General features: G+C 71.2%; 22 protein-coding genes and 1 pseudogene. 15 read left to right on the plus strand and 8 right to left on the minus strand.

The window, feature by feature from the left end; genetic code table 11:
- Positions 1–265 precede the first annotated feature (265 nt).
- Together QRN89_RS01010 and QRN89_RS01015 are read right to left on the minus strand one after the other, a co-directional pair.
- On the minus strand, positions 266–604 hold the full coding sequence (locus QRN89_RS01010) for a YciI family protein (protein ID WP_290347427.1): 339 nt from the start codon (positions 602–604) through the stop codon (positions 266–268).
- Between the two features lie 201 nt (positions 605–805).
- A complete protein-coding gene (locus tag QRN89_RS01015; protein ID WP_290347428.1) occupies positions 806–1453 on the minus strand; it encodes a CBS domain-containing protein in 648 nt (215 codons plus the stop codon).
- 509 nt (positions 1454–1962) lie between these two features.
- Between QRN89_RS01015 and QRN89_RS01020 the strand changes: the two genes are divergently transcribed.
- The 4 genes from QRN89_RS01020 to QRN89_RS01035 all read left to right on the plus strand — a co-directional run bounded on the left by QRN89_RS01020 (position 1963) and on the right by QRN89_RS01035 (position 6877).
- A complete protein-coding gene (locus QRN89_RS01020) occupies positions 1963–2814 on the plus strand; it encodes a DMT family transporter (RefSeq protein WP_290347429.1) in 852 nt (283 codons plus the stop codon).
- Positions 2815–3005: 191 nt separating this feature from the next.
- Entirely contained in the window at positions 3006–5783 is a 2778-nt protein-coding gene (ppdK, locus tag QRN89_RS01025; RefSeq protein ID WP_290347430.1) for a pyruvate, phosphate dikinase, read from the plus strand.
- A gap of 147 nt (positions 5784–5930) precedes the next feature.
- The gene (locus tag QRN89_RS01030; protein WP_290347431.1) at positions 5931–6278 is read left to right on the plus strand and encodes a DUF5335 family protein; all 348 of its coding nucleotides are present in this window, start codon (positions 5931–5933) and stop codon (positions 6276–6278) included.
- 125 nt (positions 6279–6403) lie between these two features.
- Positions 6404–6877, plus strand: coding sequence for a universal stress protein (locus QRN89_RS01035; RefSeq protein WP_290347432.1), 474 nt, complete (start codon positions 6404–6406; stop codon positions 6875–6877).
- Between the two features lie 120 nt (positions 6878–6997).
- On the opposite strand, the gene QRN89_RS01040 is transcribed toward QRN89_RS01035, so the two are convergent.
- Positions 6998–7624: a CBS domain-containing protein gene (locus tag QRN89_RS01040; RefSeq protein WP_392858400.1), complete on the minus strand. Its 627-nt coding sequence runs from the start codon at positions 7622–7624 to the stop codon at positions 6998–7000.
- Positions 7625–7844: 220 nt separating this feature from the next.
- Here QRN89_RS01040 and QRN89_RS01045 point away from each other — a divergent pair, with 220 nt between their 5' ends.
- The 4 genes and pseudogenes from QRN89_RS01045 to QRN89_RS01060 all read left to right on the plus strand — a co-directional run bounded on the left by QRN89_RS01045 (position 7845) and on the right by QRN89_RS01060 (position 10870).
- Positions 7845–8534, plus strand: a complete 690-nt coding sequence (locus QRN89_RS01045; protein ID WP_290347434.1) for a helix-turn-helix domain-containing protein — start codon at positions 7845–7847, stop codon at positions 8532–8534.
- A gap of 161 nt (positions 8535–8695) precedes the next feature.
- Complete coding sequence (locus tag QRN89_RS01050) at positions 8696–9199, plus strand: flavodoxin domain-containing protein (RefSeq protein WP_290347435.1); 504 nt, start codon at positions 8696–8698, stop codon at positions 9197–9199.
- A gap of 324 nt (positions 9200–9523) precedes the next feature.
- Positions 9524–10382 (plus strand): annotated as a pseudogene (locus tag QRN89_RS01055) (ISL3 family transposase); the annotation flags it as partial.
- 56 nt (positions 10383–10438) lie between these two features.
- On the plus strand, positions 10439–10870 hold the full coding sequence (locus QRN89_RS01060) for a DUF4259 domain-containing protein (RefSeq protein WP_290353529.1): 432 nt from the start codon (positions 10439–10441) through the stop codon (positions 10868–10870).
- Between the two features lie 285 nt (positions 10871–11155).
- Here the strand turns inward: QRN89_RS01060 and QRN89_RS01065 are convergent, their stop codons facing one another.
- Together QRN89_RS01065 and QRN89_RS01070 are read right to left on the minus strand one after the other, a co-directional pair.
- On the minus strand, positions 11156–12055 hold the full coding sequence (locus QRN89_RS01065; RefSeq protein ID WP_290347436.1) for a universal stress protein: 900 nt from the start codon (positions 12053–12055) through the stop codon (positions 11156–11158).
- Positions 12056–12347: 292 nt separating this feature from the next.
- Positions 12348–13724 (minus strand): nicotinate phosphoribosyltransferase, encoded by a 1377-nt coding sequence (locus QRN89_RS01070; protein ID WP_290347437.1) that lies wholly within the window; start codon positions 13722–13724, stop codon positions 12348–12350.
- Positions 13725–14067: 343 nt separating this feature from the next.
- Here QRN89_RS01070 and QRN89_RS01075 point away from each other — a divergent pair, with 343 nt between their 5' ends.
- Together QRN89_RS01075 and QRN89_RS01080 are read left to right on the plus strand one after the other, a co-directional pair.
- Complete coding sequence (locus tag QRN89_RS01075) at positions 14068–16728, plus strand: cation-translocating P-type ATPase (RefSeq protein ID WP_356948599.1); 2661 nt, start codon at positions 14068–14070, stop codon at positions 16726–16728.
- Between the two features lie 105 nt (positions 16729–16833).
- Positions 16834–18549, plus strand: a complete 1716-nt coding sequence (locus tag QRN89_RS01080; protein ID WP_290347438.1) for a GAF domain-containing sensor histidine kinase — start codon at positions 16834–16836, stop codon at positions 18547–18549.
- Positions 18550–18571: 22 nt separating this feature from the next.
- Here QRN89_RS01080 and QRN89_RS01085 read toward each other — a convergent pair whose 3' ends face one another.
- Positions 18572–19252: a response regulator gene (locus QRN89_RS01085; protein WP_290347439.1), complete on the minus strand. Its 681-nt coding sequence runs from the start codon at positions 19250–19252 to the stop codon at positions 18572–18574.
- 94 nt (positions 19253–19346) lie between these two features.
- Positions 19347–20027, minus strand: coding sequence for a CBS domain-containing protein (locus QRN89_RS01090; RefSeq protein ID WP_290347440.1), 681 nt, complete (start codon positions 20025–20027; stop codon positions 19347–19349).
- Positions 20028–20434: 407 nt separating this feature from the next.
- On the opposite strand from QRN89_RS01090, the gene QRN89_RS01095 reads away from it, so the two are divergent.
- From QRN89_RS01095 to QRN89_RS01115, 5 genes are all read left to right on the plus strand, one after another.
- Positions 20435–20956, plus strand: a complete 522-nt coding sequence (locus QRN89_RS01095) for a hydrogenase maturation protease (protein WP_290347441.1) — start codon at positions 20435–20437, stop codon at positions 20954–20956.
- 182 nt (positions 20957–21138) lie between these two features.
- Positions 21139–22308, plus strand: a complete 1170-nt coding sequence (locus tag QRN89_RS01100; protein ID WP_290347442.1) for a 4Fe-4S dicluster domain-containing protein — start codon at positions 21139–21141, stop codon at positions 22306–22308.
- 71 nt (positions 22309–22379) lie between these two features.
- A complete protein-coding gene (locus QRN89_RS01105; protein ID WP_290353531.1) occupies positions 22380–22790 on the plus strand; it encodes a cyclic nucleotide-binding domain-containing protein in 411 nt (136 codons plus the stop codon).
- Positions 22787–23593: an FAD/NAD(P)-binding protein gene (locus tag QRN89_RS01110; protein ID WP_290347443.1), complete on the plus strand. Its 807-nt coding sequence runs from the start codon at positions 22787–22789 to the stop codon at positions 23591–23593. Before QRN89_RS01105 ends, QRN89_RS01110 begins: the two co-directional genes overlap by 4 nt.
- 1 nt (position 23594) lies before the next feature.
- Positions 23595–24386 (plus strand): NADH-quinone oxidoreductase subunit B family protein, encoded by a 792-nt coding sequence (locus tag QRN89_RS01115; RefSeq protein ID WP_290347444.1) that lies wholly within the window; start codon positions 23595–23597, stop codon positions 24384–24386.
- A 30-nt stretch (positions 24387–24416) separates the two neighbouring features.
- On the opposite strand, the gene QRN89_RS01120 is transcribed toward QRN89_RS01115, so the two are convergent.
- A complete protein-coding gene (locus QRN89_RS01120; protein WP_290347445.1) occupies positions 24417–25622 on the minus strand; it encodes an RNA-guided endonuclease InsQ/TnpB family protein in 1206 nt (401 codons plus the stop codon).
- Positions 25623–25641: the final 19 nt, after the last annotated feature.

Raw genomic sequence — 25641 nt, forward strand, 5'->3', positions numbered from 1 at the left:
AGGTTCGACCACAGCCGATACGGTTCGGGCACGTCTCGCCACGGGCACCCCGCCCGGACCGGCGCCGGATCCCGTCGACCTGCCGACACAGATTCCGCGCCGGCCGAGCGCACGCTGCGACCGCTAGGAACGCCTCGACCGCCGCCCCGGGCCCATCCGTGAGCTCATGCCGCCCAACTACGTCGACCACAGGCCTGCAGCGTGGCGAAACCGCAGGTCACGAGCCCCTTCCGAACCAGCCCCAGCCGCGGCGGGTCGTCAACGATCAGACGGTCGGGTCGGGCATGATCTCCCGGACCTCTTGCGCACAGCGGCACGCGGCAGCGATCTTGGCAGCCCACTCCAGCGCGGCCTCGCGTGAGGGCACATCGACGACCGCGAACCCGCCGAGCACCGCCTTGGTCTCCGGGTACGGTCCATGGGTGACGGTCCCGTCGGTGGCCACGACGCTCGCCTGCTGCCTTTCCAGTCCACCACCGAAGACCCACACACCGGCGTCCTGAGCCTCGCGCACCACCTCGTGCGAGGCCTCAACCACCTCGGGCAACTCCTCCTCGGGGAAGGTCATCGCGCCGTCATCGAACGAGATCAGATACCGCGTCACACATGGCTCCCTCGGTCGTCGGCCGCTTCGGCCGCCTCCCACCCTACGAGGAAGGCCTCTCTTCAGAACCGACACTCCCTCTGGCTGCCCGGTCAGGCCCTTGTGAGCGCCTGAGGTTCCCGGCGTCGTACGTCGTCGGGCTTGAGGGTGCTCGGCGGGGCGCGGCCGACGTGCGGAGAAGGCCGACGTGCAGAAGGGTCCTCAGGCAGCCGTCAGGTGATCGACGACCGCGGTGACGTCGGCGATGCCTTCGATCCGGTCGAGCAACCGCCGGGCGTCGGCCGGCTCCATCCGTCCCCACACGTCCACCGTCCCGTTGCGAACCACGATCTCGATCGCCGGCCTGGTACCGGGAAACTCCTCCGTGAGAATCCTGGATTCGATCTCTTCACGGATCCCCTCGTCGTCCCTCACGAGCGACGCAAGAAGAGTGTTCCTGCGCACGACACCGACGAGGTGCCCCTCCCTGTCCGTGACAGGCACCCTCTTCAGCCGGGAGAGCGCTGCGAGCCACGCCGCCTCGGCGACGGTGGACTCCGGGAACACCGTGATGGCAGGAGCGGTCATCAGGTCCTCCGCCGTGTACGCACGGGCGCTCTCGTTGAGGCGTCGACGGGCGAGCGCACCCGTCACGCCGGGCCGATGCCCGGTCGCCTCAACCGCCGCCTTGGCCAGCAGGTCCGATTCCGACACCACACCCATCACCCGGCCCTCCGGGTCCGTCACGGGCAGCGATCCCACTCCGGCATCGGTGAGGGTTCGAGCAATGGCCATGAAGGGGGAATCCCTTGAGACCGATGCGGCAGAGGCGTCCATGACGTCCCCGACCAGCAGCGGATCGGCTTCCACATCGGATGCAGAAGGTGCCCGGTGGCCCGTCCTGCGGGGCCGCGCCGGTGCTCCGCGGCCGGTCGGAGTCCGGGACTGCTGGTGATGGGAGGACGCCGCCGCCATGGCTCCGATGTACCGGAGCAGCAGGTCCTCCCGCAGGGGTTCGTCGATTCGGCTCGCCCTTCCGGGCACCGCACGACGCGCCTCGACACCGGCGGCAGAGCCCTCACGCTCATGCATGGCCTGCCTCCTCATCCCGACGTGCTCCCCCCTCGTTCCCATTCTTGACTCCCGCGAGGCGTCGCGTCCCGGGACCGGTCAGCCCTTCCGGGGACCGATCGGCCTCTGCCGTCGCCGCTCCCGGCAGGGCGGCCGGCACCGCGGCGAAGGGCACGATCACGAGGACAGTGCGGCATGTCGCCGTCCGACCGGCGTCCGTCCGACAACGGAACGCCCTCCGGGACCTCCTCGGCCGCCCCGGGCGTGTCAGCCCCTCCCCCGCACCTCATCGGCGGAATGCTTGCGCCATGAACACCGCCGTCGCGGTGCCGGCCGCTCTCCTCTCCGCCCTCAGCTTCGGCATCGGATCGGTGCTTCAGCAGCAGGCGGCGAGCGAGGCTCCCACAACGGACTCCCTGCGGCCCCGACTGCTGCTCGAGCTGGCCCGCCGTCCGAAATGGCTGACCGGCATGGGACTCGTCGTCTCCTCGTACGCCCTGCTCGGCCTTGCCCTGGCCTCGGGCCCTCTGGTGCTGGTCCAGCCGCTCGCGGCCACGGACCTCGTCTTCGCCCTTCCCTTCCTCGCCTGGCGGCGGGCCGTCCCCCTGACGCGTCCGGAGGTCGCGGGAATCATGTGCACAGCGGGTGGTGTGGCGATGTTCCTGACCGTGCTGCCCGTGCCTTCCCAGGGGAAGGTTCCGGACCTCGTCGACTGGGTGCCCGTGCTCGCCGCCGTCGGTGGCGCCGTGCTGCTCCTGGCCCCTGCCGGCCTCCGGCGGCGCGGCAGGACGAGGACCGCACTGTTCGCCGTCTGCGCGGCGCTCCTGTTCGCCTTGCTCGACAGCCTGACCAAGAGCACGGCCGACAGGTTCCAGACGGAGGGCGCGGGCGCGTTCCTCGCTTGGGAGCCGTACTCGCTGATCGTCGTCGGCGTGCTGGGCCTGACCATGTCGCAGAGCGCCTATCAGGCCGGTTCCCTGGCCATCAGCCTGCCGATCATCGACACGCTGGAACCGATCGGCGCCGTTCTGATCGGCATCGCCGTCTTCGGCGAACGGCTCGCGCAGACCCCTTCCGCGCTGGCCGTGCAGATGCTGGGAGCAGCGGTGGCCGTGGCGGGCATCCTGCTCCTGGACCGATCGCCGCTGGCTCGTGCCTGAACACGTCGGACTCCGGCCCGTGTCGTGCCCGACCTCGGACCCGGTCGTTCCAGGACCCGTGCTCCTGCGGGTCCGAACGTCCCCACGCAGGGACGAATGGCCCCTCTCCCTCAGGACCGTGTCCCGTGGACAGTGGATTCAGGTGGCCCCGGTCCGTGCCGGAGACCGGTCCACCGCGGAAGCAGGCATCCATGACCGACTACGTGTACGACTTCGCTCACGGCGGCCGCGCGATGGCCGACCTCCTCGGGAACAAGGGCGCGAATCTCGCGGAGATGACCCGCCTCGGCCTGCCCGTGCCGAGCGGGTTCACCATCACCACCGAGGCGTGCCGGGTGTTCCTGTCGACGGGTCAGCCTCCGCCCGAACTGGAGCGCCAGATGGCCGACCATCTGTCGGCCCTCGAGCGTGCCGCCGGAAAGCGGCTGGGGCAGGCGGACGACCCACTGCTCCTCTCTGTCAGGTCCGGGGCCCAGGTCTCGATGCCCGGAATGATGGAGACCGTCCTCGACATCGGGCTCAACGACTACTCCGTGCTCGGGCTGGCCAAGACGTCCGAGCGCGAACGATTCGCGTGGGACTCCTACCGACGCCTCGTGCAGATGTTCGGCAGCACGGTGATGGGAGTGGACGGTTCCCTCTTCGAGGAAACGCTCACGCGCATCGAGGACCAGCACCACGTCCCCGACGACAGCCGACTGGACGTCTGCGACCTCATCAGGACCGTCGAGTCGTTCAAGGACCTGATCGGCGAACGGACCGGCCGCGACTTCCCCCAGGCACCCGCCGAGCAGCTGCGGCAGGCCGTCCTGGCCGTGTTCGCCTCCTGGAACGGGGAGCGCGCACGGCTGTACCGGCGCCGGGAACGGATCCCGGATGATCTGGGTACCGCGGTCACCGTCCAGACCATGGTCTTCGGCAACCTGGGCCGCGACTCGGGGAGCGGTGTGGCCTTCACCCGGGACCCGGCCACGGGACTCAAGGGAATCTACGGCGACTACCTTCCCAGCGCCCAGGGAGAGGACGTCGTCTCCGGCGTACGCAACGCCGTGCCCCTCCAAGAGCTCGCCGCACTGGATCCGGCGTCCTTCGGGCAGCTCCAGGAGTACATGGACCGCCTGGAGAGCCACTACCGCGACGTGTGCGACGTCGAGTTCACGATCGAACGCGGCAGACTCTGGATGCTTCAGACACGCGTCGGCAAACGCACCGCCGAGGCTGCCTTCACCATCGCCGCGGACATGGCCGACGAGGGTCTGATCACGAACCGTCAGGCTCTGGCCCGGGTCAACGGCGACCAGCTCACGCACCTCATGTTCCCGCGCTTCGCCGTAACCGGCGGAGGCGACGTGATCGCCCGGGGTGTCCCCGCTTCACCGGGGGCGGCCGTGGGGGCGGTCGTCTTCGACTCTGCGGAGGCGGTACGCAGGGCGGACGCCGGGGAGAAGGTGGTGCTCGTACGCAACGAGACCACCGCCGCGGACCTCTCCGGCATGATCGCCGCCCAGGCCGTGCTCACGTCTCGCGGAGGGAAGACGAGCCACGCGGCGGTCGTCGCGCGCGGCATGGGCAAGGTGTGCGTGTGCGGGGCGGAGGACATGATCGTGGACACCCGTGCGCGCTGCCTCGTCGCCGACGGCCTGACCGTGGGCGAGGGCTCGGTCGTCTCCGTCGACGGCACGGAGGGCGTCGTCCGCCTGGGGGCCGTGCCCCTGGTCGAGTCCGACGTCATGCACTACTTCGACAGCGGCGCACCCCCGGGCGGAACCGTGCGGGACTCCGTGCGCCACGTGCACCGGCTCATGCTGGAGGCCGACGCGGCGCGGCACCTGGAGGTGCGGGCGAACGCGGACACCCCGCAGGACGCGGCCCGGGCACGCCGATTCGGAGCCGAGGGCATCGGGCTGTGCCGCACCGAGCACATGTTCCTCGGGGACCGGCGCCGGCTGGTCGAGGACATGATCCTGGCGGAGGGTGACGCGGAGAGGAGCGCGGCGCTCGCCGCACTCCTGCCGCTGCAGCGCGCGGACTTCACCGGCATTCTCGAGGCCATGGACGGACTGCCGGTGACCATTCGGCTGCTGGACCCGCCTCTGCACGAATTCCTGCCGGACCGGACCGATCTGGCCGTCCGCGTCGCCCGGAGAGAGGCTTCCGGAGCCCCGCCGGATGCGCGCGACACGGACCTGCTCGCAGCCGTCACCCGCATGCACGAGAAGAACCCGATGCTCGGGCTGAGGGGCGTCCGGCTGGGACTGGTCGTGCCCGGTCTCTTCGCCATGCAGGTGCGCGCCATCGCCGAGGCGGTCGCGGAACGTGTGCGGGCCGGCGGAACGCCACGCGCCGAGATCATGGTGCCGCTCGTGGACACGGTGCAGGAACTACGGCTCGTCAGGGACGAGGTGGAACGGGTGGTCGAGGCCGTGTCCACCGAGACCGGTGTCGACGTCTCCTGCCCGATCGGGACGATGATCGAGCTGCCGAGGGCAGCGCTGACCGCGGGGAGCATTGCCCAGGAGGCGGAGTTCTTCTCCTTCGGCACGAACGATCTCACCCAGACGACCTGGGGGTTCTCACGCGACGACGTCGAGGCCGCCTTCTTCTCCGCCTACTTGGAGCAGGGCGTGTTCCAGGCGTCCCCGTTCGAGACCATCGACCGCGAGGGAGTGGGCCGACTCGTACGGATCGCGGTCGCCGAGGGCCGCGCGGCCCGCCCCGGGTTGGAGCTCGGTGTCTGTGGAGAGCACGGAGGCGATCCGGCATCGGTGCACTTCTTCCACGAGGCAGGGCTCGACTACGTTTCCTGCTCGCCGTTCCGCGTACCGGTCGCCCGGCTGGAAGCCGGCAGGGCGGCCATTGCGAGTTCACCCGAGGCGGCCGGGCCCGCCATGCGCCCGGACCGTCACACCGGGGGCGCGCCCCGGCCCCGGGCGGATCAACCAGACACGCACGGACTCACGGGCGCATGATGGAAAGGGGGCGCGAGTGGGGTGGGTGGCGAACGCCACCCGGTCGGCGACCGGCACGGTCGCGGCAGTCGTGAGGCATGTGGTGCCCGTTGCACCGGCCGGACGCCTGCGCCCATGCGGCGTCCCGCAGCGAACAGGAGGCTGACGATGACCCGAACCTCGACCCTCGAACGCAGTCAGTGGCAGGCGGCCCTCGACGGCGTCACAGCCGACCACGACGGAAAACTCGTATCCGTCGAACTGCTGGACGTCTCGGTCGGCCACCAGTACGAGGCCGAGCGGATGCCGTTCGCCGATCTCTCGTACGACCCCAAGGACGATGTCGTGATCGTCGCCGTCGGCGGGAAGTCGCCACGCTATCCGGTGGTGCTGCGCCACATGGTGGCCCACCCGAAGGAGATCGACATCGCGACCGAGGACATTCCGGAGACCGCCGTGCGCGTGGTCGCCCCGGACGACACAGCTACTTTGATCACCTTCTTCCCGGCGGGATAGGGCTCGGCGCCCCGGTTGCGCAGCCGCCCCTCCCGCACGACGCTCCCCACAGGTCGGCGGGCGGGCGCCGCCGATCGCGCCCGCGTAATCCCCCGTCGGGACTCGCAGCAGAAAGGCGGAAGGACATGAACAGGCACGACTCCGGTGCCCGCATCGTGGTGGGTGTCGACGGTTCGCCTTCCTCACGTGCGGCGCTGCGCTGGGCAGTTCGGTACGCCGGACTCGTCGGGGCCACGGTGGACGCCGTCGCGGCCTGGGACGTGCCGGGCGCGCGCAGTTGGTCGGCCCCTGCCGTGGACACCGAGTTCGACGAGGAGCAGGCCGAGCGCGGCCTGGTGGAGGAAGTACGCGACGTCCTCGGCGAGTCGGGGGCCTCCCAGGTCCACGAGCGCTTGGTGCGTGGGGACGCGGCGGAGGTGCTGCTCGACGCCGCCGAGGGGGCCCAGGCACTGGTGGTGGGAAGTCGTGGCCGAGGCGGCTTCCGTCGTGCGCTGCTGGGCTCGGTGAGCCATCAGTGCGCCATCCACGCCACGTGCCCTGTCGTGATCGTGCGCCCGGAGACCTACGCAGGGAAGGGAGATGAGCCCCGGGCATCGTGATCGGCGTGATCGGCGCGCGAGCGTCCCGGACGCAACGGGCTCACAGCACGTCCCGCCGGCCCAGCACGTCCCGCCGGCCGCACACAGCGCCAGGTACGCCGGCGGATCGGCCCTCGAAGGTCACGAGGGGGCCGTCGCATCCGTGGTCGGTCCGGACGGAGCGGCGAGTTCGCAGCGCACCACGACGACGCCCTCGACGGCCTGAGCCAGGCGGCAGGCAAGGGGCACGAGGCTGCTGTCACCGACCGCGCCCCCGAGCGTGACGACCCCGTCACGGACACGTACGCCCGGTCCAGAGCCTGCGAAGAGGCGGTCGAGTACATCCCGAACCTCTGCCGCGATGTCGTCGTCCGCGCGGAAGAAGACCTTGAGGAGGTCGGCCCGGCTGACGATGCCTTTCAGAAACCCCTGTGCGTCCACGACAGGCAGGCGCTTCACGTGTCGTCGCGCCATGAGGCGGGCGGCGTGCGGCAGAGTCGCGGCGGCCCGGATCGTGACGGGTGGAGCGCTCATGAGGTCTTCGGCCCTCACGGCACCCGCCCTCGCGGCGCCCGGACTCCGGTCCGTGAGGACCTGATCGGTTCCGCGGAGCTCCTCCGTGCGCAGGAGATCGGCTTCGGAGACGATTCCGACCACACGGCCCTTGCCGTCGACGACCGGGACGGCGGTCACGTTCCACCGGCCCATGGCCGTCACGATGTCCTTGAACCGCGCATGCAGGGCGACCGCGACGACGGTCTTCGTCATCACGTCTTCGACGCAGTGCGGGGCTGACAACATCACCCATGCCTCACCGGGGAACAGGCTGCACCAGGTCGTGCGAGCATCTGGAACGACTTTCGCATGCCCGGGACACGTCGCGGATGGGCCGACAGGGGCCGCCTCGGGGCCGTCCGGCCCAAGCGCCGCACACCACGTGCAGGTCACGCTTGCGGTGCAGGGACCTGATGAGGAGAGGTGGACCACGATGAGCGGCACTTCCGCGCCCGGTTCCGCCGCCGAGCCGTCGCGCTCGCACACCGACATCGGCCGCCGACTCGCCGGCCGGCGCGAACAACTCGGGCTGTCCCGGGAGGACGTGGCCGAGCGCAGCGGGGCTGCGGTCACCTATGTCGCGTATCTGGAGGAGCAGCCTGCGGCGCCCGACACGGCCACGCTGCAGCAGATCGCCGCCGCCCTGGAGACGACCGTGGCCGAACTGACGGGCGGGACGGCGGACCAGCCACCGGGGCTGGGCGTCGCGCTCAGGGATGCAGGACTGGCCGAGCTCGACGAGGCGGAGTGCCGGACTCTGATGTCCGGCCACGGTGTCGGGCGCGTCGGGGTCCTCACGCCCCAGGGGCCGGCGGTGGTACCGGTGAACTACGTGGTCGACGGAGCCGAAATCGCCTTCCGCACCGCACTGGGGAAGGTCCCCGCCTTCGCCGCGGGAAGCGAGATCGCCTTCGAGGTGGACCGCATCGACGACGCCTTCAGCAAGGGGTGGAGCGTGCTGGCGGTGGGAACCGCGCGCGCCGTCACCGAGGAGGACGCGATCCGACGGCTGACGGAACTCGCCCCTACGGCGCCGTGGGCAGGAGGAGCGCGTGACCTGTGGGTCGAGCTCTCGCCGTCCCGCATCACCGGACGCAGGATCGTCGCGACGGGCGGCGGCTGAGCGGGGTGCCCGGGCTGCACCGGGACGCGGTCCGACGCTCACCGACGGCCAGCGACGCCATGGCCTCTCGCCGTGCGTACACCGCCGAGGGGCATGTCCGGAGGGACCGCAGGCAGGCCCTCGTCCGCTGGTGCCGGCGTCGGACAGGAAGGGAGTACGGCATGACCACCAAGCGCGTTCTCGTGGCCTACGGCAGCAAGCACGGTGCCACCGCAGGCATAGCGGAAGAGATCGGCGCCACCCTCCGAGCGGACGGCTACGACACCGCCGTGCTGCCCGCCCGTGACGTGAAGGACGTCGAACACTACGACGCCGTGGTGCTGGGTGGGTCGCTCTACGCGAACCGCTGGCATCACAGCGCCCGCCGTTGCGCGAGGCGCAACGCGGAAGCTCTCGAAGGGCGACCGGTGTGGCTGTTCAGCAGTGGCCCGGTCGACAGCTCCGCCGAACAGCACGACATTCCCCCCGTGCGCGGGGTGGCACGGCAGATGGAACGGTTGCACGCCCGCGAGCACATCACGTTCGGCGGCAGCATCACGGCGTCGACGCCCGGTTGGGTCGCTCGACATCTCGTGCGCCACGGTGAGGGAGGCGACTTCCGGAACCCGGAGCGCATCCAGGCGTGGGCACACCACATCGGGTCCGAACTCGCCGCTTCCGTGTAGCAGTTGCCGGGCGGCACGCACCGGCACGAGGCCGGTCCTGGGTCGGGGCGGAGATCCGGCACGCACAACGGCCTGCCAGGCGCTCGGCCGGTCCTGCCCAAGCCCGTCCGGCCGGGCCGGGCCTGCCCGTGGTCCGTCGTCCCGACACCTGCCCACGTCGACGATCCGCTGTCTCGGCGCAGTCGTGGACCGGTCGCGGTACCTCGGCCTGCGGTCGGCGGACCGCCGCGGGCCCACAGCGGTCGTCGCGCGCAAGGGCGCGGTGTCGCCGATGCCCGGGCCCGGCGGTCCTGCGGACGCCCACAACCTGGTTCACCGCTCTAACGGGCCGTCGCCCAGCACCGCCGCTGCCTCCGTGCCCTTGTCCCGGCGGCTTCCGAACCCGAGCCGGAGCCCGCCCCGGAGGAGGAGCCGCCCGGTTCACCCTGGCCGACCGGGCACCGGTTCGCCGACCGCACCCGGGCCCGGCATGCCGCTGTCCACGCACTGCTGGAGGCCGGGCACAGCCGCCGCTCGATCCAGCGTCAGCTCGGCATGACCTGGCGGACCGTCAAGCAGCTCGTCGAGGCGAAGGCTCCGGAGGAGCTGTTCACCGGCCAGTGTCAGAACCGGCCCTCGGTCCTTGATGACTACAAGCCCTACCTGGACGACCGGTGGAGCGAGGGTTTCACCAACGCCTGGAAACTGTGGGAGGAGATCGTGCCGCTCGGCTACAAAGGCAGCTACCAGCGTGTCCGTGCCTACCTGCACAAGAAACGCACCTCACCGCGACCGGTGACCGCCCGGCCGCCGTTCGCCCCGGACGGTCTCCGGATGGATCCTCAGCCGCCCGGAGACCCTCACCGATCCTGAACAACTCCAGCTCGAGACCGTCCGCACCCACTGTCCCGAGCTCGATGCCCTCACCCGGCACGTCCGGTCCTTCGCGGTCATGCTCACCCAGCGCCAGGGCGAACACCTGCTGGCCTGGCTCGACGCCGTCCGGCAGAACGACCTGCCCAGTCTCCATACCCTCGCCGCCGGCATCGACCGCGACCTTGACGCGGTCATCGCCGGACTCACCCTGCCCTGGAGCTCGGGCGTGGTCGAAGGGCACGTCAACCGGATCAAGATGCTCAAGCGTCAGATGCTCGGGCGTGCTGGCTTCGCCCTTCTGCGGAAGCGCGTACTGCTCGCACAGTGATCGCGATGTCGGCGGCTGATGCGAGGATCCTGGCGCAGCTACACGAGGAGATCAACATGGGCACCTGGGACACTGGCCCCTTCGACAACGACACGGCCGCGGATTTCGCCAATGCTCTCGACGACGGCAAACCCGAGGAGCGCGAGGCACTGGTCCGTGGCATCCTCACGCGCACCGTCGACGCCACCGGCTGGCTCGCCGAAGGGGAAGAGGCGGTGGCCGCCGCCGCGCTGATTGCGGCGCAATGCCCTGGCGGCGGCCCAATCGACACACCTTACGGCCCTGAAGAACCCATGCCCGCCTTCCCTGACGATCTCCGGACGCTCGCTGACGAGGCCCTCGCTCGCGTCATCAGCGAGGAGGCCGGGCCAGCCTCGAACTGGGTCGACCCGGAAGACTGGAAGCAGTGGCGAGCCAACCTCAACCGCCTTCGCACAGTCCTTGCTCCGCCATCGCCGTCCATCCCGCTGTTCGATATCGAGCAATGACAGAGCGTCACCCGCCACAGAACCTGAGCCAGAACCCATTCCCGTCAGCGAAGCCCCCCGGGGCGCGGGGCGCGGTCCGTTCCACGGTGCGTCATGCGCGTGTCCCCTTTTCCCGTTTGCCCAGTGAAGGGAGTTCCCGTGCCCCCCCGTGGCCCGGTGGTTCACCCTCAGCTCGGACACCCGCCGCGGGCGAGGTCACGTGCCCGGACCGGGGCCGGCTGTCGTCGGTCGAAGAGTGAAGCCCCCGGCGGTGCCATGCCGTTCCTCGGCCCGGTGGGACGGCTGTCAGTCGTGGGCGATGACGGCCACCGGAGCGGTGGCGTGGTGGAGTACGGCGTGGGCGACGTGCCCGAGGTGCCCGGCGACCGGGGCCCGCCGGATGCGGCGGCCGACGACGACGAGTTCCGCGTCGGCGGCTTCGTACAGCACCTGCTCGGCGGGCGCGCCGACGAGCACTCTCTCCTCGGTCTTGACCGAGGGGTACTGCTCCCGCCACGGCCGGAGCCGCTCGGCGAGAGCACCGGAGATGCCGTCGGCCACCTCCTGCCTGACACCGGGATCGAGCCCGGGCGCGTAGCTGAACGCGAACGGCAGCGACCACCCGTGCACCGCACGGACCCCGCAGCCCCGCCGCGCCGCCTCGCCGAAGGCGAACGCCAGCACCGCATCGGCGTTCTCGTGGATGTCCACCCCCACCACCACGTCCCGCCCGGAGTGCTCAGGGGGTCGCGGCGCCTCCTCGTCCGGCGGGCGCACGACCACGACCGGAGTGTCCGTGAGCCCGATCGCGGCGGACCCGACGGATCCGGTCACGAATCGCTCGACCGCCCCCCGCCTGCGCGACCCGAGGACCAGCAACTGGGAATCGGCGGCTTCGACGGTGAGGACTGCGGCCGCGCGCCCGGTCAGGCGTCGCGCGGACACGGCGAGGCCGGGGTGCCGTCGGCGCAGGTCGTCCGACACCTCCTCGAGAACCCCGTCCACCTGCCGCCGGAACTCCTCGATGTCCGGCCACTCGACGCTCTCCAGGTGATCGACCGGGGGCACGGACGGAACGATCGGCCACTCCTCCACGTGCACCAAGCGCAGAGGCGCTTCCCTCAGCACCGCCTCCCGCGCGGCCCATTCCGCCGCAGCCCGGCTCTCCGGGAACCCGTCCACTCCGACTGTCACAGGGGGAGTCATGTCCGTACGCCTCCTTACCGGCCGCCCGTGCGGCCGAAGGACCCTCCGACCGCTCCGTGCCGGACGGCCTCTCCGGGCGACGGGCGGACGGTTCCCGTCCGGCGCGGCACGAGTGCCGCCCGGGGCGACAGCAGGATCCGGAAGGCCGCCGTGCCGCCGGCGTCACCCGCAACGCCATGGCCGCACCCACGTTCATGATCGGCCTCTTGCCACCGCGTCGCGGTTGTCTTCCTGACACCACGATGCGACCGACGGAGGGCTGCCGCGAGAGCCGAACGGTCCCGTGCCGGGGTCAGGAGGCCCCGTCCTCAGACGGGCGTCGCCCGCTCCGCGCACGCGTCATCCTGACGGCCTCCTCGATCTCGTTCCGCGTCCTGGCCGTCAGGGCGGCCAGGCGTGGGGAGACCCCGGGGCGTGGTGGGGGCTGGACGCCGCGGATACGGCGTGCTGTTTCCGGCAGGGACGCCAGGTCGGCCTCGAAGCGCGCCCGGGCGGCTGCCAGGGTGTCCGGTGGTCCGGTTCTCCGGCCGCCCAGCATGACTGTCCGCAGCAGCGGCTCCCCGCCGTCCGGCGGCTCCTCACCCTCCAGCCCCACGACGTCCCGGCCGCCCGGTCCGCGGAACACCTGCTTGGGGGCAGGCGCGGTGGCCTTCGCCGACGACAGCTTCATGACCGGCCGCCCGGCGTACTCGACGAGCTTGTAGGCCGCGTCCAGATAGGGTGCGTCCGCGGCGGTACCCACCTTGGTGCCCACCGCGTACACGTCGATCGGCGCGCCGCCGCGCACCAGTTCGTCGACGGCGTACTCGTCCAGGCCGCCACTGGCGATGATGCGGACCTCGGCGAGCCCCGCCCGGTCGAGAATCCCCCGTGCCCGGTGGGCCAGAGCGCCCAGGTCACCGCTGTCGAGGCGGACGGCGCACCCTGCTCCCCTTCGGATGTCGGCCAGTACCCGGGCGGCCGTCCTGACACCGAGGTCGGTGTCATAGGTGTCGACGAGGAATGTCACCGGGCCGGGATGCGCGCGGGCGAAGGCTCTGAATGCCTCTTCCTCGCCGGGGAAGGCCTCGACGTAGGAGTGGGCCATGGTCCCGGATCCCGGAATCCCGAGTTCCGCCGCGGCGGCCACATTGCTGGTACCCGCGAACCCGACCATCACGGAGACGCGAGCGGCCTGGAAACCCGCCTGCGGACCGTGCGTGCGCCGCAGGGAGAAGTCCACGACGGGTCGTCCGGCGGCGGCCATGACGCAACGCGCGGCCTTCGAGGCGACGACCGTCTGATGACAGATCTGTCCCAGCAGGTAGGTCTCCACGAACTGCGCCTGCGGCAACGGCGCGGTGACCTCCATCAGCGGCTCTCCGGCGAAGACCAGTCGGCCCTCGGGCACCGCACGGACGTCACCCCGGAACTCCATGCCGAGCAGCTCCTGCAGATCCTCCTCGGGGCGATGCAGCGTCGCTGCGAAGTCCCGCACGTCCTCCGGTCCCACATGGAGGCGGGACAGGTAGTCCAGGGAGGGTTCGAGGCCTGCAGCGACGAGAAAACCCCGCTCAGGTGGCAGGTCTCGTACGAACAGACTGAAGGTCGCGGGCCGGTCCATGCCCTCCCGGAGGTAGGACATGACCATGGTGACCTCGTACAGGTCGGTGGTGGTCGCGTCGGTCACGGCGAGCACCCTCCTCGAAGTGCACTTCGCGGGACGAGCGATCCGGGACTCCGGACTGTCGAGCAACGCCCTGCCGCCCCGGTCGGTTGCAGCCATGGGGAACGCGGTTCCAGCCTGCGCCGGGACCACCCCCACCGGGCAGGGCTGATCGGCCCCCGGCCGGAACCGACCGGCCCCCGCGCCCACCGCGCCCCGAACGGGCAGGATGAGATGAGAGCCCGTTCGCCCGGCTCCGACCCGGAGTGCTCGAACCGCGGCCCCGTCCGGGAAGACGGAGCCGTCCGGGACCGTGTCCTCCGCGGTACGGGGCCCCGACACCCTGCCGAACCGACGGGAGGGGAGCGTGACCTCTCATCGCACGCGGATCATGGCGCCCGACGACACACGGCCGGCCGGTCTGACGGACGAGGAAGCGGCGCGGCGGCTGCGCGAGCACGGTCCGAACGAGGTGGAGGCGCGTCGCAGGCTGCCCCTCCGCAGTCGTGTGCTGGCCCAGCTTCGCGATCCGCTCATCATGGTTCTGCTCGGCGCGATCGTCCTGACCGTCGCGGTCGGGGACCATGCCGATGCCGTGGTGATCGCCCTGGTCGTCGTCGTCAACACCACCGTGGGTGTCGTCCAGGAGATCAGGGCCGACAACGCCGTCGCGGCGCTCTCGGCGCTGTCCGCGCCGGCCGCACGCGTGGTGCGGGACGGGGCCGACCGGGAGGTGCCGGCGAGGGACGTCGTGCCCGGAGACGTGCTGCTGCTCGGTGAGGGCGACATCGTGGCCGCCGACGCACGACTTCTCGAGTCGTCGTCACTCCTGGTGGACGAGTCCATGCTGACCGGGGAGTCCGTTCCGGTCGACAAGGACGTCCGCTCCGGGAAACCGGGCGCCTCCGTCCTCAGTGCCGGGACCGTCACCGTCAGGGGCAGGGCCGTGGCCGAGGTTCTCGCCACGGGCAAGGGCAGCGCACTCGGCCGGATCGCGTCCCTCCTGGAGGGCCGGCCCGAGCCCACTCCCCTGCAGCGCCGACTCGCGGCACTGGGCCGGGTGCTGGCGCTCGTCACCGTGGCCCTGTGCGTGCTGGTCTTCGCCCTCGGGCTGTTGCGGGGGCTGCCGCCGGCCACGATGGCCGTGACGGCGATCAGTCTCGCCGTCGCCGCCGTACCGGAATCGCTGCCGGCCGTCGTGACGCTCGCGCTCGCGCTGGGGGCGCGGCGGATGGCGGCACGGCACGCCGTGGTACGCCGGCTGCCCGCCGTCGAGACCCTCGGTTCCGTGACCGTCCTCGCCACCGACAAGACCGGGACGCTCACCGAGGGCCGGATGGTGGTGGAGCAGATCTGGACCCCCCGTGGGCGGGTGGAGTTCACCGGGGTCGGCTACGAGCCGAGGGGCGAGGTGCGCATCGCCGGAAGAGCGGCGAGGGCCGCGGAACTCGGGCCCGTTCGTGATCTGCTGACGGTCGCGACGCTGTGCAACGACGCCGCCCTCCGGCCGCCGGGCGGGACGGGAGGATCCGGCGACCGCTGGACGGCGCTCGGGGATCCGACCGAAGCCGCGCTGCTCACCGCGGCGGCGAAGGCGGGCTGCGAGGAGCGCAGCCTCCTCCGGGAGAGATGCCCGAGGACCGGCGAAGCGCCGTTCGACAGTCTCCGGAAACGGATGACCACCGTGCACAGGACGCCCTCCGGACGATCGTTCGTCTGCCTCAAGGGCGCGCCGGAGACCGTGCTCGATCCCACCGTGCTGGACGACGGCTCCGAGCTGATCGCCGAAGCACGGCAAGAGGCGGCACACCTGGCGTCCCGTGGCTTCCGCGTCCTCGCCGTGGCTTCCGGCGAGCGCTCGGGTCGACCGCCGGAGGCCTCGGACGCGGAGCACGGCCTGCGGTTCCTCGGTCTGGCCGCCATCAGCGACCCCCCGAAGCCCTCCGCGGCCACGACCCTCGCCGCCTGCCGCGCCGCCGGGATCACCCCCGTCCTGGTCACCGGGGACCATCCGGCAACCGCCCGTGCGGTGGCCGCACGCGTCGGTCTCGTGGGCCCGGAGGACTCCAACGAGGCGGTCGCCACAGGAGCGGACCTGGCGGCCGGCCGTGTCGGTGATCCGACTGCGGTGACGGTCTTCGCCCGCACGGACCCGCAGCAGAAGCTGGACATCGTCCAGGCGTGGCACGCCCGCGGCCACGTGACGGCCATGACCGGCGACGGCGTCAACGACGGCCCCGCTCTGCACGCCGCGGACATCGGCGTGGCCATGGGGCGCCGCGGCACCGAGGTCGCCCGTCAGTCGGCCGACCTGGTGCTCACCGATGACGAACTCGCCACCGTCGTGGCTGCTGTCGAGGAGGGACGACGGGTGTACGACAACATCCGCAGGTTCCTCGTCTACGCCCTCGCCGGCGGCACGGCCGAGATCCTGGTGATGCTCGTCGGGCCCCTGCTGGGGCTGGCCCTGCCGCTCCGGGCCGGCCAGATCCTGTGGATCAATCTCCTGACCCATGGCCTCACCGGCGTCGCGGTCGGAGCGGAGCCCGTGTCCCCGCAGGCCATGCACCGGCCGCCCCGTCCGCCCGACCAGCACGTGATGGGCCACGGCCTGTGGCAGCGCGTGCTCTTCCTGGGCGCCGTGGTGACCGCGGTCTGCCTGGTCGTCGGGCTGCTCGCGCGTACCGTCGGCTCCCCCTGGCAGACGGTGCTCTTCCTCTCCCTGCTGGCGGCCCAGCTGGGGGTCGTGCTGGGACTGCGCAGCCGCCTGTTCACGCGGGCGAATCTCTTTCTCCCGCTGTCGGTACTGGCGTCGGCGGCCCTGGGCGTCGCCGCGGTGTACGTGCCCTTCCTGCGTTCCGTTCTGGAGACGCGCCCCCTCGAAGCGATGGAGGTGGGACTCGCGTGCGCTGCGGGCCTGCTCGGCTTCGCCGCGGCACGCCTGAGCCGGCAGGCATGGGTGGGGCGGCTCATCGGGCACGCGCCCGCCGGGGACGGACGTCCGGACCCCCGGCGCCGTCGTGCGTGACCCGTGCGGCCCGCCGTCACCGGCCGGACACACGAGCCACCCGAGAGCGAAGCGGTAACGTAGGACAAACGAAGGCTTCCCCTGTGTGACACGACAGGAGAGCACGTGGGCGAGGACATCCACGCGGTGAATCGTGTGCCGCGGCTGCGCCTGGACGAGCTGCTGGACGAGCTCGAGGGGCGCATCGACGAGGTACGCGAGACGAGGGACCGCCTGAACGGTCTCCTGGAAGCCGTGCTGTCGGTGGGACGGGAGCTCGATCTCCCTCAGGTGCTCCAAGGGATCGTCGAGGCCGCGGTTTCCCTCGTGGACGCCGAGTACGGGGCGCTCGGGGTGATCGGGGACGGGGACAGACTGGCGCAGTTCCTTCCCGTCGGCATCGGCGACGAGCTGCGCGCGCGCATCGGCGACCTCCCCACCGGTCACGGTCTCCTGGGCGAGGTCATCCGGCACCCCGAACCGCTGAGGCTGAGCGACATAGCCGAGCACCCGGCGTCATCCGGATTCCCGTCCCACCACCCGCCGATGCGGACGTTCCTCGGGGTACCCGTCAGGGTGCGCGACGAGGTGTTCGGCAACCTCTACCTGACCGAGAAGCGAGACGGCGCCGAATTCGACTCCGACGACGAAGCCGTCCTGTCCACGCTCGCCGTCGCCGCCGGCATCGCCATCGAGAACGCCCGCCTGTTCGAGGAGCTCCGACTGAGGGGGCAGTGGATGGAGGCCAGCGCCGAGTGCACGAGTGCGCTTCTCTCCGGGACACGGCAGTCCCGAGTGCTCGAGCTGATGATCAGACGGGCTCGTGACATCACAGGAGCGAGCCTCGGAATGGTCCACCTGCTCACCTCGGCGGGTGAGCTGCACGGCGTCGTCGCGCTCGGGGACGGCGCCGATCAGCACCGGGGCGTGACGCTGCCGGCGGAGGGCACACTCGCAGGCCTCGCTCTCGCGGAGGGCGCCCCGGTCAGGAGTCCCGACGTGGCCAACGACGCCCGGTTCGCCCCGCAGGCCGGGGCGTGGAAGAAGTTCGGTCCCGCGGTCGCCGTGCCGGTGGTGACGAAGGAGAGGACCCGCGGCGTCCTGACGCTCGCGCGTCGTTCCGGTCGCCCCCCGTTCTCGGACGAGGAGACCGGGCCCCTGTCCGGTTTCGCGGGCCAGGCCGCCGTGGCCCTCGAACTGGCCGACCACAGACGCGAAGCGGAACAGATGGTCCTGCTCGCCGATCACGACCGAATCGCCCGGGACCTGCACGACCTGGCCATCCAACGCCTGTTCGCGACGGGGATGACGCTGCAGAGCGCACAGCGCTTCGTCGACCACCCGGAGGCGTCCGAGCGGCTGGGCCGGGCCATCGACGACCTCGACGACACCATCAAGATCATTCGATCGACGATCTTCGGACTGCGGCAGCACGATGCGCCCCGGGGCGGGAGCGGTCTCCGCGCGCGGGCCGCGCGCCTGCTGGGAGAGGAAGCACAGGCGCTCGGCTTCGCGCCCGCCTTGCGCATCGAGGGTTTCGTCGACACCGATGTTCCGGGCGACCTCGCGGACGAGGTGGTGGCGGTGCTGAGCGAGGCACTCACGAACGTCGCACGGCACGCTCACGCCGACCGGGCGGAGGTCTCGATCACGGCCCGGTCCGGAACGCTCACGGTGAGCGTCGTCGACGACGGGGTCGGCATCGAGAACGGCGGACGGCGCAGCGGCCTGCGCAACCTCCGGGAGCGGGCGGAACGGCTGGGTGGTGAGCTGAGCGTCGCACGCGGCGCGAACGGCGGAACCCGTCTGGAATGGCGTGTGCCGCTGCGCGGCCGGGTCTGACCGGCCGGACTCGAGCGCCTGCCTACCGCTGGTGCTCGTGGTGCGCCGCGATGACCGCGGCCTGGACACGGCGCTCCACACCCAGTTTGGACAGCAGCCGTGAGATGTGGTTCTTGACGGTCTTCTCGGAGAGGTAGAGCTCCTTGCCGATCTGACGGTTCGTCATTCCGCGCCCGATCAGCTCAAGGACCGCGCGTTCGCGCGGGGACAGCACGGCGAGCCGTTCGTCCTCGGGTGCCGGGGCTTCTTCGGGGAATCGCAGCGAGTGCATCAGACGAGCCGTGGTGGCGGGGTCGAGCATCGACTGGCCGGTGGCCACGGTTCGTACGGCGGAGACGAGGTCGGAACCCTTGATCTGTTTCAGCACGTACCCGGCCGCTCCTGCCATGATCGCGTCCAGCAGCGCGTCCTCGTCGTCGAACGACGTCAGCATGAGGCAGGCCAGCTCCGGCATGCGAGACCGCAGTTCCCGGCAGACCGTGACGCCGTCACCGTCGGGAAGGCGGACGTCCAGCACCGCCACGCGCGGTCGCACCGCAGGTCCCCGTGCCAGCGCCTGCTGCGCTGTGCCGGCCTCGCCGACGACCTCGATGTCCGGTTCGGCGTCGAGCAGATCTCGCAGACCGCGCCGGACCACCTCGTGGTCGTCGAGCAGGAACACGCGGACGGGCGCCTCGGCCGAAAAGGCCGGTGCCTCGGACATGTCGGCCCCCTGACGGTCGGCTCTCCTCGTCGAGGATGCCGTACGCCGGACCCGGGCCACCAGGGGCCGAACGGCCCCGGCCCGCGCCTGTGCCTCAGTCTTCCCCGCCTTCGTGAAGGGGGTGGGGTCGATCGGGTCGAGCGACGCCCCCGGTCAGATCCACGCGTATGTCCACCACGCCTTCCACCGCGCGGACGGCCTTGGCCAGCAGGGGGACCAGCCGGCGGTCCCGAAGCTCCCCGCTGAGCGTGACCACCCCGTCCGTGACGGACACGTCCACCCCGACGGCGGCCGGAAGGTCCGCGAGGACATGGCGGCGGATGTCCTCGGCGAGCTCGTCGTCCGTACGCAGGAACACCTTCAGCAAGTCGCTGCGGCTGACCACTCCCTCCAGCATCCCGACCCGGTCGACCACCGGGAGCCGCTTCACCCGGCGCCGTGCCATGATCCGCGCGGCCTCCGCGATGGTCGCCCCCGGCTGGACGGTCACCGCGGGGCTCGACATCAGCTCGCCGGCCGTCACCGCACCCGCCTTCCACAGGTCCGACCGGGCCCCTTCGCCGAGCGTGGGGGCGTCGAGGTGGAACTCCTCCTTCGGCAGGAGATCGGCTTCGGACACCACGCCTATGACCCTTCCGTCGCCCTCCACGACCGGCAGGGCACTGATCTTCCACTGGTCCATCAGTTCCACGATCTCCTTGTACGCGGCATGACGACCCACCGCGACCGCGGTGTGGGTCATGACGTCGCTCACCGTGCGCGGAGAATCGGTCATGACAGTGCCTCTTCCTGTGTCGGCGGGAGCCCACCGGGCGGGCCGGAGCCTCCGTGGCACGAGCCGGTCAAGTGGTGACGGGCGCGGGGCGGGCGCGCGTGCGCCGTCCCTGCGTCCACGCTGACTCCGCGCCGCGGCCGGGGACATGGGCCGAACGGCCCCGGAGCGGGGGCCGCCCCGCCTGCCCTGCGCGAAGCCTTGTCCTCGGCGCCTGCTGACCCATGGATTCCGCATCCGCGCCCCTGCGACACGTACGTCGACGCGCCGCGCGCCCTCGCCTGCGTCGTCGACGATGGCTGCGGCCGACCCGCTCCGGCAAGAGCGTCCGCCGGAGCACGTCGGCACCGGATGTGGAGGCCACAGCAGCAATGATCGATTGATGATTCCGGACGAGGAAGCAGGTATCGATGGAACCGATCGCCCGCACGGCGGTCATCGGGATCGGCAACGAGTTCCGCCGGGACGACGGGGTCGGATGGGCCGTCGTCGCCTCGTTGAAGGACCGGGCCGCGCGGCGGCCGCTGCCCTCGGGCACCGTACTCGCACCGTCCGAAGGGGACCCCGGCCGGCTGATCGGCCTCTGGGAGAACGCCGCCCTGGCAGTGGTCGTCGATGCCTGCTTTCCCCCGTCGGCGCAGCCGGGGCGGACGCACCGGTGGTCCGGGACCCCGGGCGGCTCGCTGCACGCGGCGGGCCCGGGGAGGCACAGCACGCACGGACTCGGCCTCGCCGAGGCGCTGCAGCTCGGCGACGTCCTCGGGCGCAGTCCTCTCCGCCTCGTCGTGTACGCGGTCGAGGGAGCGGACCGTTCGCTGGGCACCGGACTCACCCCGGCGGTGGCACGGGCGGTGCCGGGTCTGGTCCGGCGGATCGAGGCGGACATCCGGGGCCACTGCGCGATTCCGGCCCACGGTCCTCGGGACGAGTGAGCACCGGCGCCACCCTCCGGGGACGCACCGAGGACACGCCGGGACCCATATCGGAGGCGGAGAGGCGGGTACCTGACACCCTGTCCACGACCGACAGCACACCGTACGGCCGTGTCCCAGCGGATCGCGGCGTAGGGGTCTGTGCCTCCCGGGCCGTACGGCCCCCGGACGAGCGGCAAACCATGACGGATCCCGAGAACACCGGTGTCGTACCCGGCGCTCCGACCGACGCGGTGCTCGACCGCGACGGACTGGACGAACTCGTCCGCGTCCTCGTGCGCCGCGGCCGCACGGTGATCGGTCCCACCGTCCGTGACGGCGCCATCGTCCTGGACGAACTCGAGTCGGCCGAAGCGCTGCCTTACGGGTGGGGTGTCGAACTCGAGGCGGGGCAGTACCGGGTCCGCCGACGTGCCGACGAGGCCGCCTTCGCGCACAGCGCGGGGCCGCAGTCGTGGAAGTCGTTCCTCCATCCGGAGCGCGTCCGCCAGTGGAGCGCCGATCGCCGCCCCGACGGCGGGCTGAGCGTGCACCCGGAGGCACCCGAGAGCGTTTCCTACGCCTTCCTCGGCGTGAGGCCCTGCGATCTGCGGGCCATTCGGATTCTCGACCGGGTGATGGCCGGGGGCCGTTACCGTGACCCTGCCTACCTCTCCCGGCGCACGGGTGCCTTCCTGATCGCGGTCGAGTGCACCGAGCCGGGTGCCACCTGCTTCTGCGTCTCGGTGGGCACGGGACCGGCCGCGGACGCCGGATTCGACCTCGCGCTCACCGAGGTCGTGGACGCCGCCGGCCACCGCTTCCTGTGCCGCAGCGGCAGCCCGGAGGGTGCGGCGGTGCTCGCGGAGCTCCCGCGCCGCGACGCCGACGAACCCACCCGCGCGGCAGCCGCCTCCGCGGTGAGCGAGGCGGCCGAACGCATGGGCCGGTCCATGCCGCCGGTGGACCTGCGCACGCTGATGCGGGACACCCTGGAGGCGGACCGCTGGGACGATGTCACGGCCAGATGCCTGAGCTGCGGGAACTGCACCATGGTCTGCCCCACCTGCTTCTGCACGACCACCGAGGACGTGACCGACCTGACCGGCGACCACGCGGAGCGTTGGCGCCGCTGGGACTCCTGCTACGACCTGGACTTCTCGCTCCTCCACGGCGGACCGGTCCGGGCCACCCCGCGCAGCCGCTACCGCCAGTGGCTCACCCACAAACTGGGCACCTGGCACGACCAGTTCGAGAGTTCCGGATGCGTCGGCTGCGGCCGGTGCATCGTCTGGTGCCCCACCGGCATCGATCTCACCGAAGAGGCGCATGCCCTCCACCAGGAGGCCACGCGGACGGAGAGCGCACCGTGATCCCGGGGACGGGCGAGCCCGCCGGCGAAGGGGCGCTCACGGCCCTGCCGGCCGAGCACCGCGGTCGGTTGATGGCCCTCGCCCGCGAAGCCGCCTTCCCGGGCGCCACGCGGATCTTCGAGGAGGGCGAGGAGGCGGACCGCTTCTGGATCATCCGCTCGGGCACCGTCGCGCTCGACGTCCACGTGCCCGGCCGCGGTCAGACCGTCGTCGAGACCATCGGCAGGGGCGCCCTGCTCGGCTGGTCGTGGCTGTGCCCGCCCCGGCACTGGCACCTCGGTGCCGAGACCCGGGGACCGGTGCGGGCCTGGGAGTTCGACGCCGCCGCCGTGCGTGGTCTGTGTACCGAACGCCCCGAACTGGGGCTGGCGTTGGTCACGGTCGTCGCCGAGACCATCGGCGACCGGCTCAGGGCGACCCGGACCCGCCTGCTCGACCTCTACGGGCCGCCCGGAACCCCGGGGAGCGTGACCAGCCCATGACCCTCACTCCCCTCCCCTACCGGGTGGTTGACCGCCGGGACGAGACGCACGACACCGTCACGCTCGTCCTGGAGCCGGCCGGAGAGGCCCTGAGCCCTTTCACTCCGGGCCAGTTCGCGATGGTGTACGCCCTCGGCGCAGGCGAGATCCCCGTCTCGGTGTCCCGCATCCCCGACGGGCAGCGGCTGACACACACCGTGCGCGCCGTCGGCGCCGTCACCCGTGCGCTGTGGACCCTGCGCACCGGTGCGTGGGTCGGCATGCGCGGCCCGTTCGGCACACGCTGGGACCTGGCGGCCGCCCGAGGCAACGATCTGCTCGTCATCGCCGGCGGCATCGGCATCGCGCCGCTGCGGCCCGTGATCGACGCGGTTCTCGCCGAGCCGCACGGGTACGGGCGGCTGAACGTCCTCGCAGGTGCCCGGACTCCCGCCGACCTCCTGTACCGGGGCGAGTTCCCCACCTGGGAACGGCCGTTCAGCGCCGTCACGGTCGACCGGCCCGACGACGACTGGACCGGTCGGGTCGGAGTCGTCACCACACTCCTCGGCGAAGCCCACTTCACGCCGGCGGACACGACCGCCTTCGTCTGCGGCCCCGAGGTCATGATGCGCGCGACCGCCCGCGACCTGATCCACCGAGGAGTCCGCCCCGACCGCGTCCAGGTCTCCCTCGAACGCAACATGCGCTGCGCCACCGGCCATTGCGGGCACTGCCAACTCGGCCCTCTGCTGCTCTGCCGCGACGGCCCCGTCGTCGGCTACGACCGGGCCGAACCACTGCTCTCCGTACGGGAACTGTGAGATGACCACCCCCACCACGCCCCGGCCGCCCGCCCGCCCCCGACTGGGCGTGTTCAAGTTCGCCTCGTGCGACGGCTGCCAGCTCACCCTCCTCGACTGCGAGGACGAACTGCTCGGTATCGCCCACGAGCTGCAGATCGCCCACTTCCTGGAGGCGTCCAGCGACGTGGCACCGGGCCCGTACGACCTCTCGCTCGTCGAAGGGTCCGTCAGCACCCCCGAGCACGTGGAACGCGTGCGGCGCATCCGCGCCGAGTCCCGCCACCTCGTCACCATCGGCGCCTGCGCCACCGCCGGAGGCGTCCAGGCCCTGCGCAACTACGCGAACGTCGAGGAGTACCTGGCGACGGTCTACGCCCGTCCCGACTACATCGAGACACTCGCCACGTCCACACCGATCTCCGCTCACGTACCGGTCGACTTCGAGCTGCGCGGCTGCCCCATCGACCGCGGGCAGCTCGTGGAGGTCATCACGGCCTTCCTCGCCGGACGGAAGCCCGGCATCCCGAACCACGCCGTCTGCTTCGCCTGCAAGCGGCGCGGCAACGTATGCGTCACCGTCGCCCACGGCACGCCCTGCCTCGGCCCGGTCACGCACGCGGGCTGCGGTGCCCTGTGCCCGACGTACGGGCGCGGCTGCTACGGCTGCTTCGGGCCGGCCGGGACGACGAACATCCCGGCGCTCGTCCCTCTCATGCACCGCGACGGGATGAGCGACGAGGACGTCGGAAGGTTCCTGCACACCTTCAACGTCACCGCCTTCACCGCCGTGGAGGAGGAAGGACCCGGTTGACCTCTTCCCCCTCGTGAACGAGGGGGATTCCTACGGTTCGCGCCGTGGGGTTTTCTGCTTCGTCGCCGACTGCCCGCCCGGAGTGCTCCGTTGAGGTCTTATACCGGCTCCACAGACTGCCACCGCCGGCCCGGCGGCCAGAATGTTCTTCGCCGCGTTCACGTCCCGGTCGTGGGTCGTACCGCAGCCGTCGCACGTCCAGGTGCGGACGTTGAGCGGCATCTTCTCTCGCAGAGTGCCGCAGGCGGAGCACAGCCTGGAGGAGGGGAAGAAGCGGTCCACCGCGATCACTTCCCGCCCGTACCAACTCGCTTTGCACTCCAGAAGGCATCGGAACTCCGACCACGCCACGTCGCTGATGGCGCGGGCCAGACTCCGATTCATGACCATGTTGCGCACGGTCAGGTCCTCGATCACGATCGTTTGGTTCTCACGAACGAGACGAGTGGTCAGCTTGTGCAGGCCGTCACGGCGTCGGTCGGCGATCCGGGCATGGATCTTCGCGACCTTGCGCCGGGCCTTGGCCCGGTTGGCGCCGTCCCCGTTGGACTTCTTCGCCAGACGGCGCTGGGCCAGAGCGAGCCGGGCACGATCCTTGCGTTCGTGCCCAGGGTTGGCGATCTTCTCCCCGGTGGACAGGGTCAGCAGATGGTCCAGGCCGACATCGATACCCACCGCGTTGCGGTTGGCGGGGAACGGCTTCACGGACGCGTCTTCGCACAGCAGGGAGACGAACCAGCGTCCCGCAGCATCCTGCGAAACGGTCACGGTGGACGGCTTCGCCCCCTCGGGGAGCGGGCGCGACCACACGATGTCCAACGGTTCGCCGATCTTCGCCAGCGTGAGCCGGCCGTCGCGGAAGCGGAACCCGCTGGTGGTGTACTCGGCGGACTTGTGCGACTTCTTCCGCGACTTGAAGCGCGGGTACTTGGCCCGCTTGGCGAAGAAGGTGGCGAACGCGCTCTGCAGGTGCCTAAGACACTGCTGGAGCGGCACCGAGGACACGTCGTTCAGGTAGGCCAGCTCCTCGGTCTTCTTCCAGACGGTCAGCATGGCCGAGGTCTGGTTGTGGTTGACCCGCTCCTGCCGCGCCCACGCCTGCGTACGGGCGGCGAGCGCCAGGTCGTAGACCTTGCGCACACACCCGAACGTACGCGACAGCTCAGCTGCCTGCGCATCGGTCGGACAGAAGCGGTACCTGAACGCCCGCTTCACGCATGCCGTGGTCACGCCCACAAACTGGCAATGCTGCAAG

This window comes from Streptomyces sp. HUAS CB01 (genome assembly GCF_030406905.1).
Lineage (GTDB): Bacteria > Actinomycetota > Actinomycetes > Streptomycetales > Streptomycetaceae > Streptomyces > Streptomyces chengbuensis.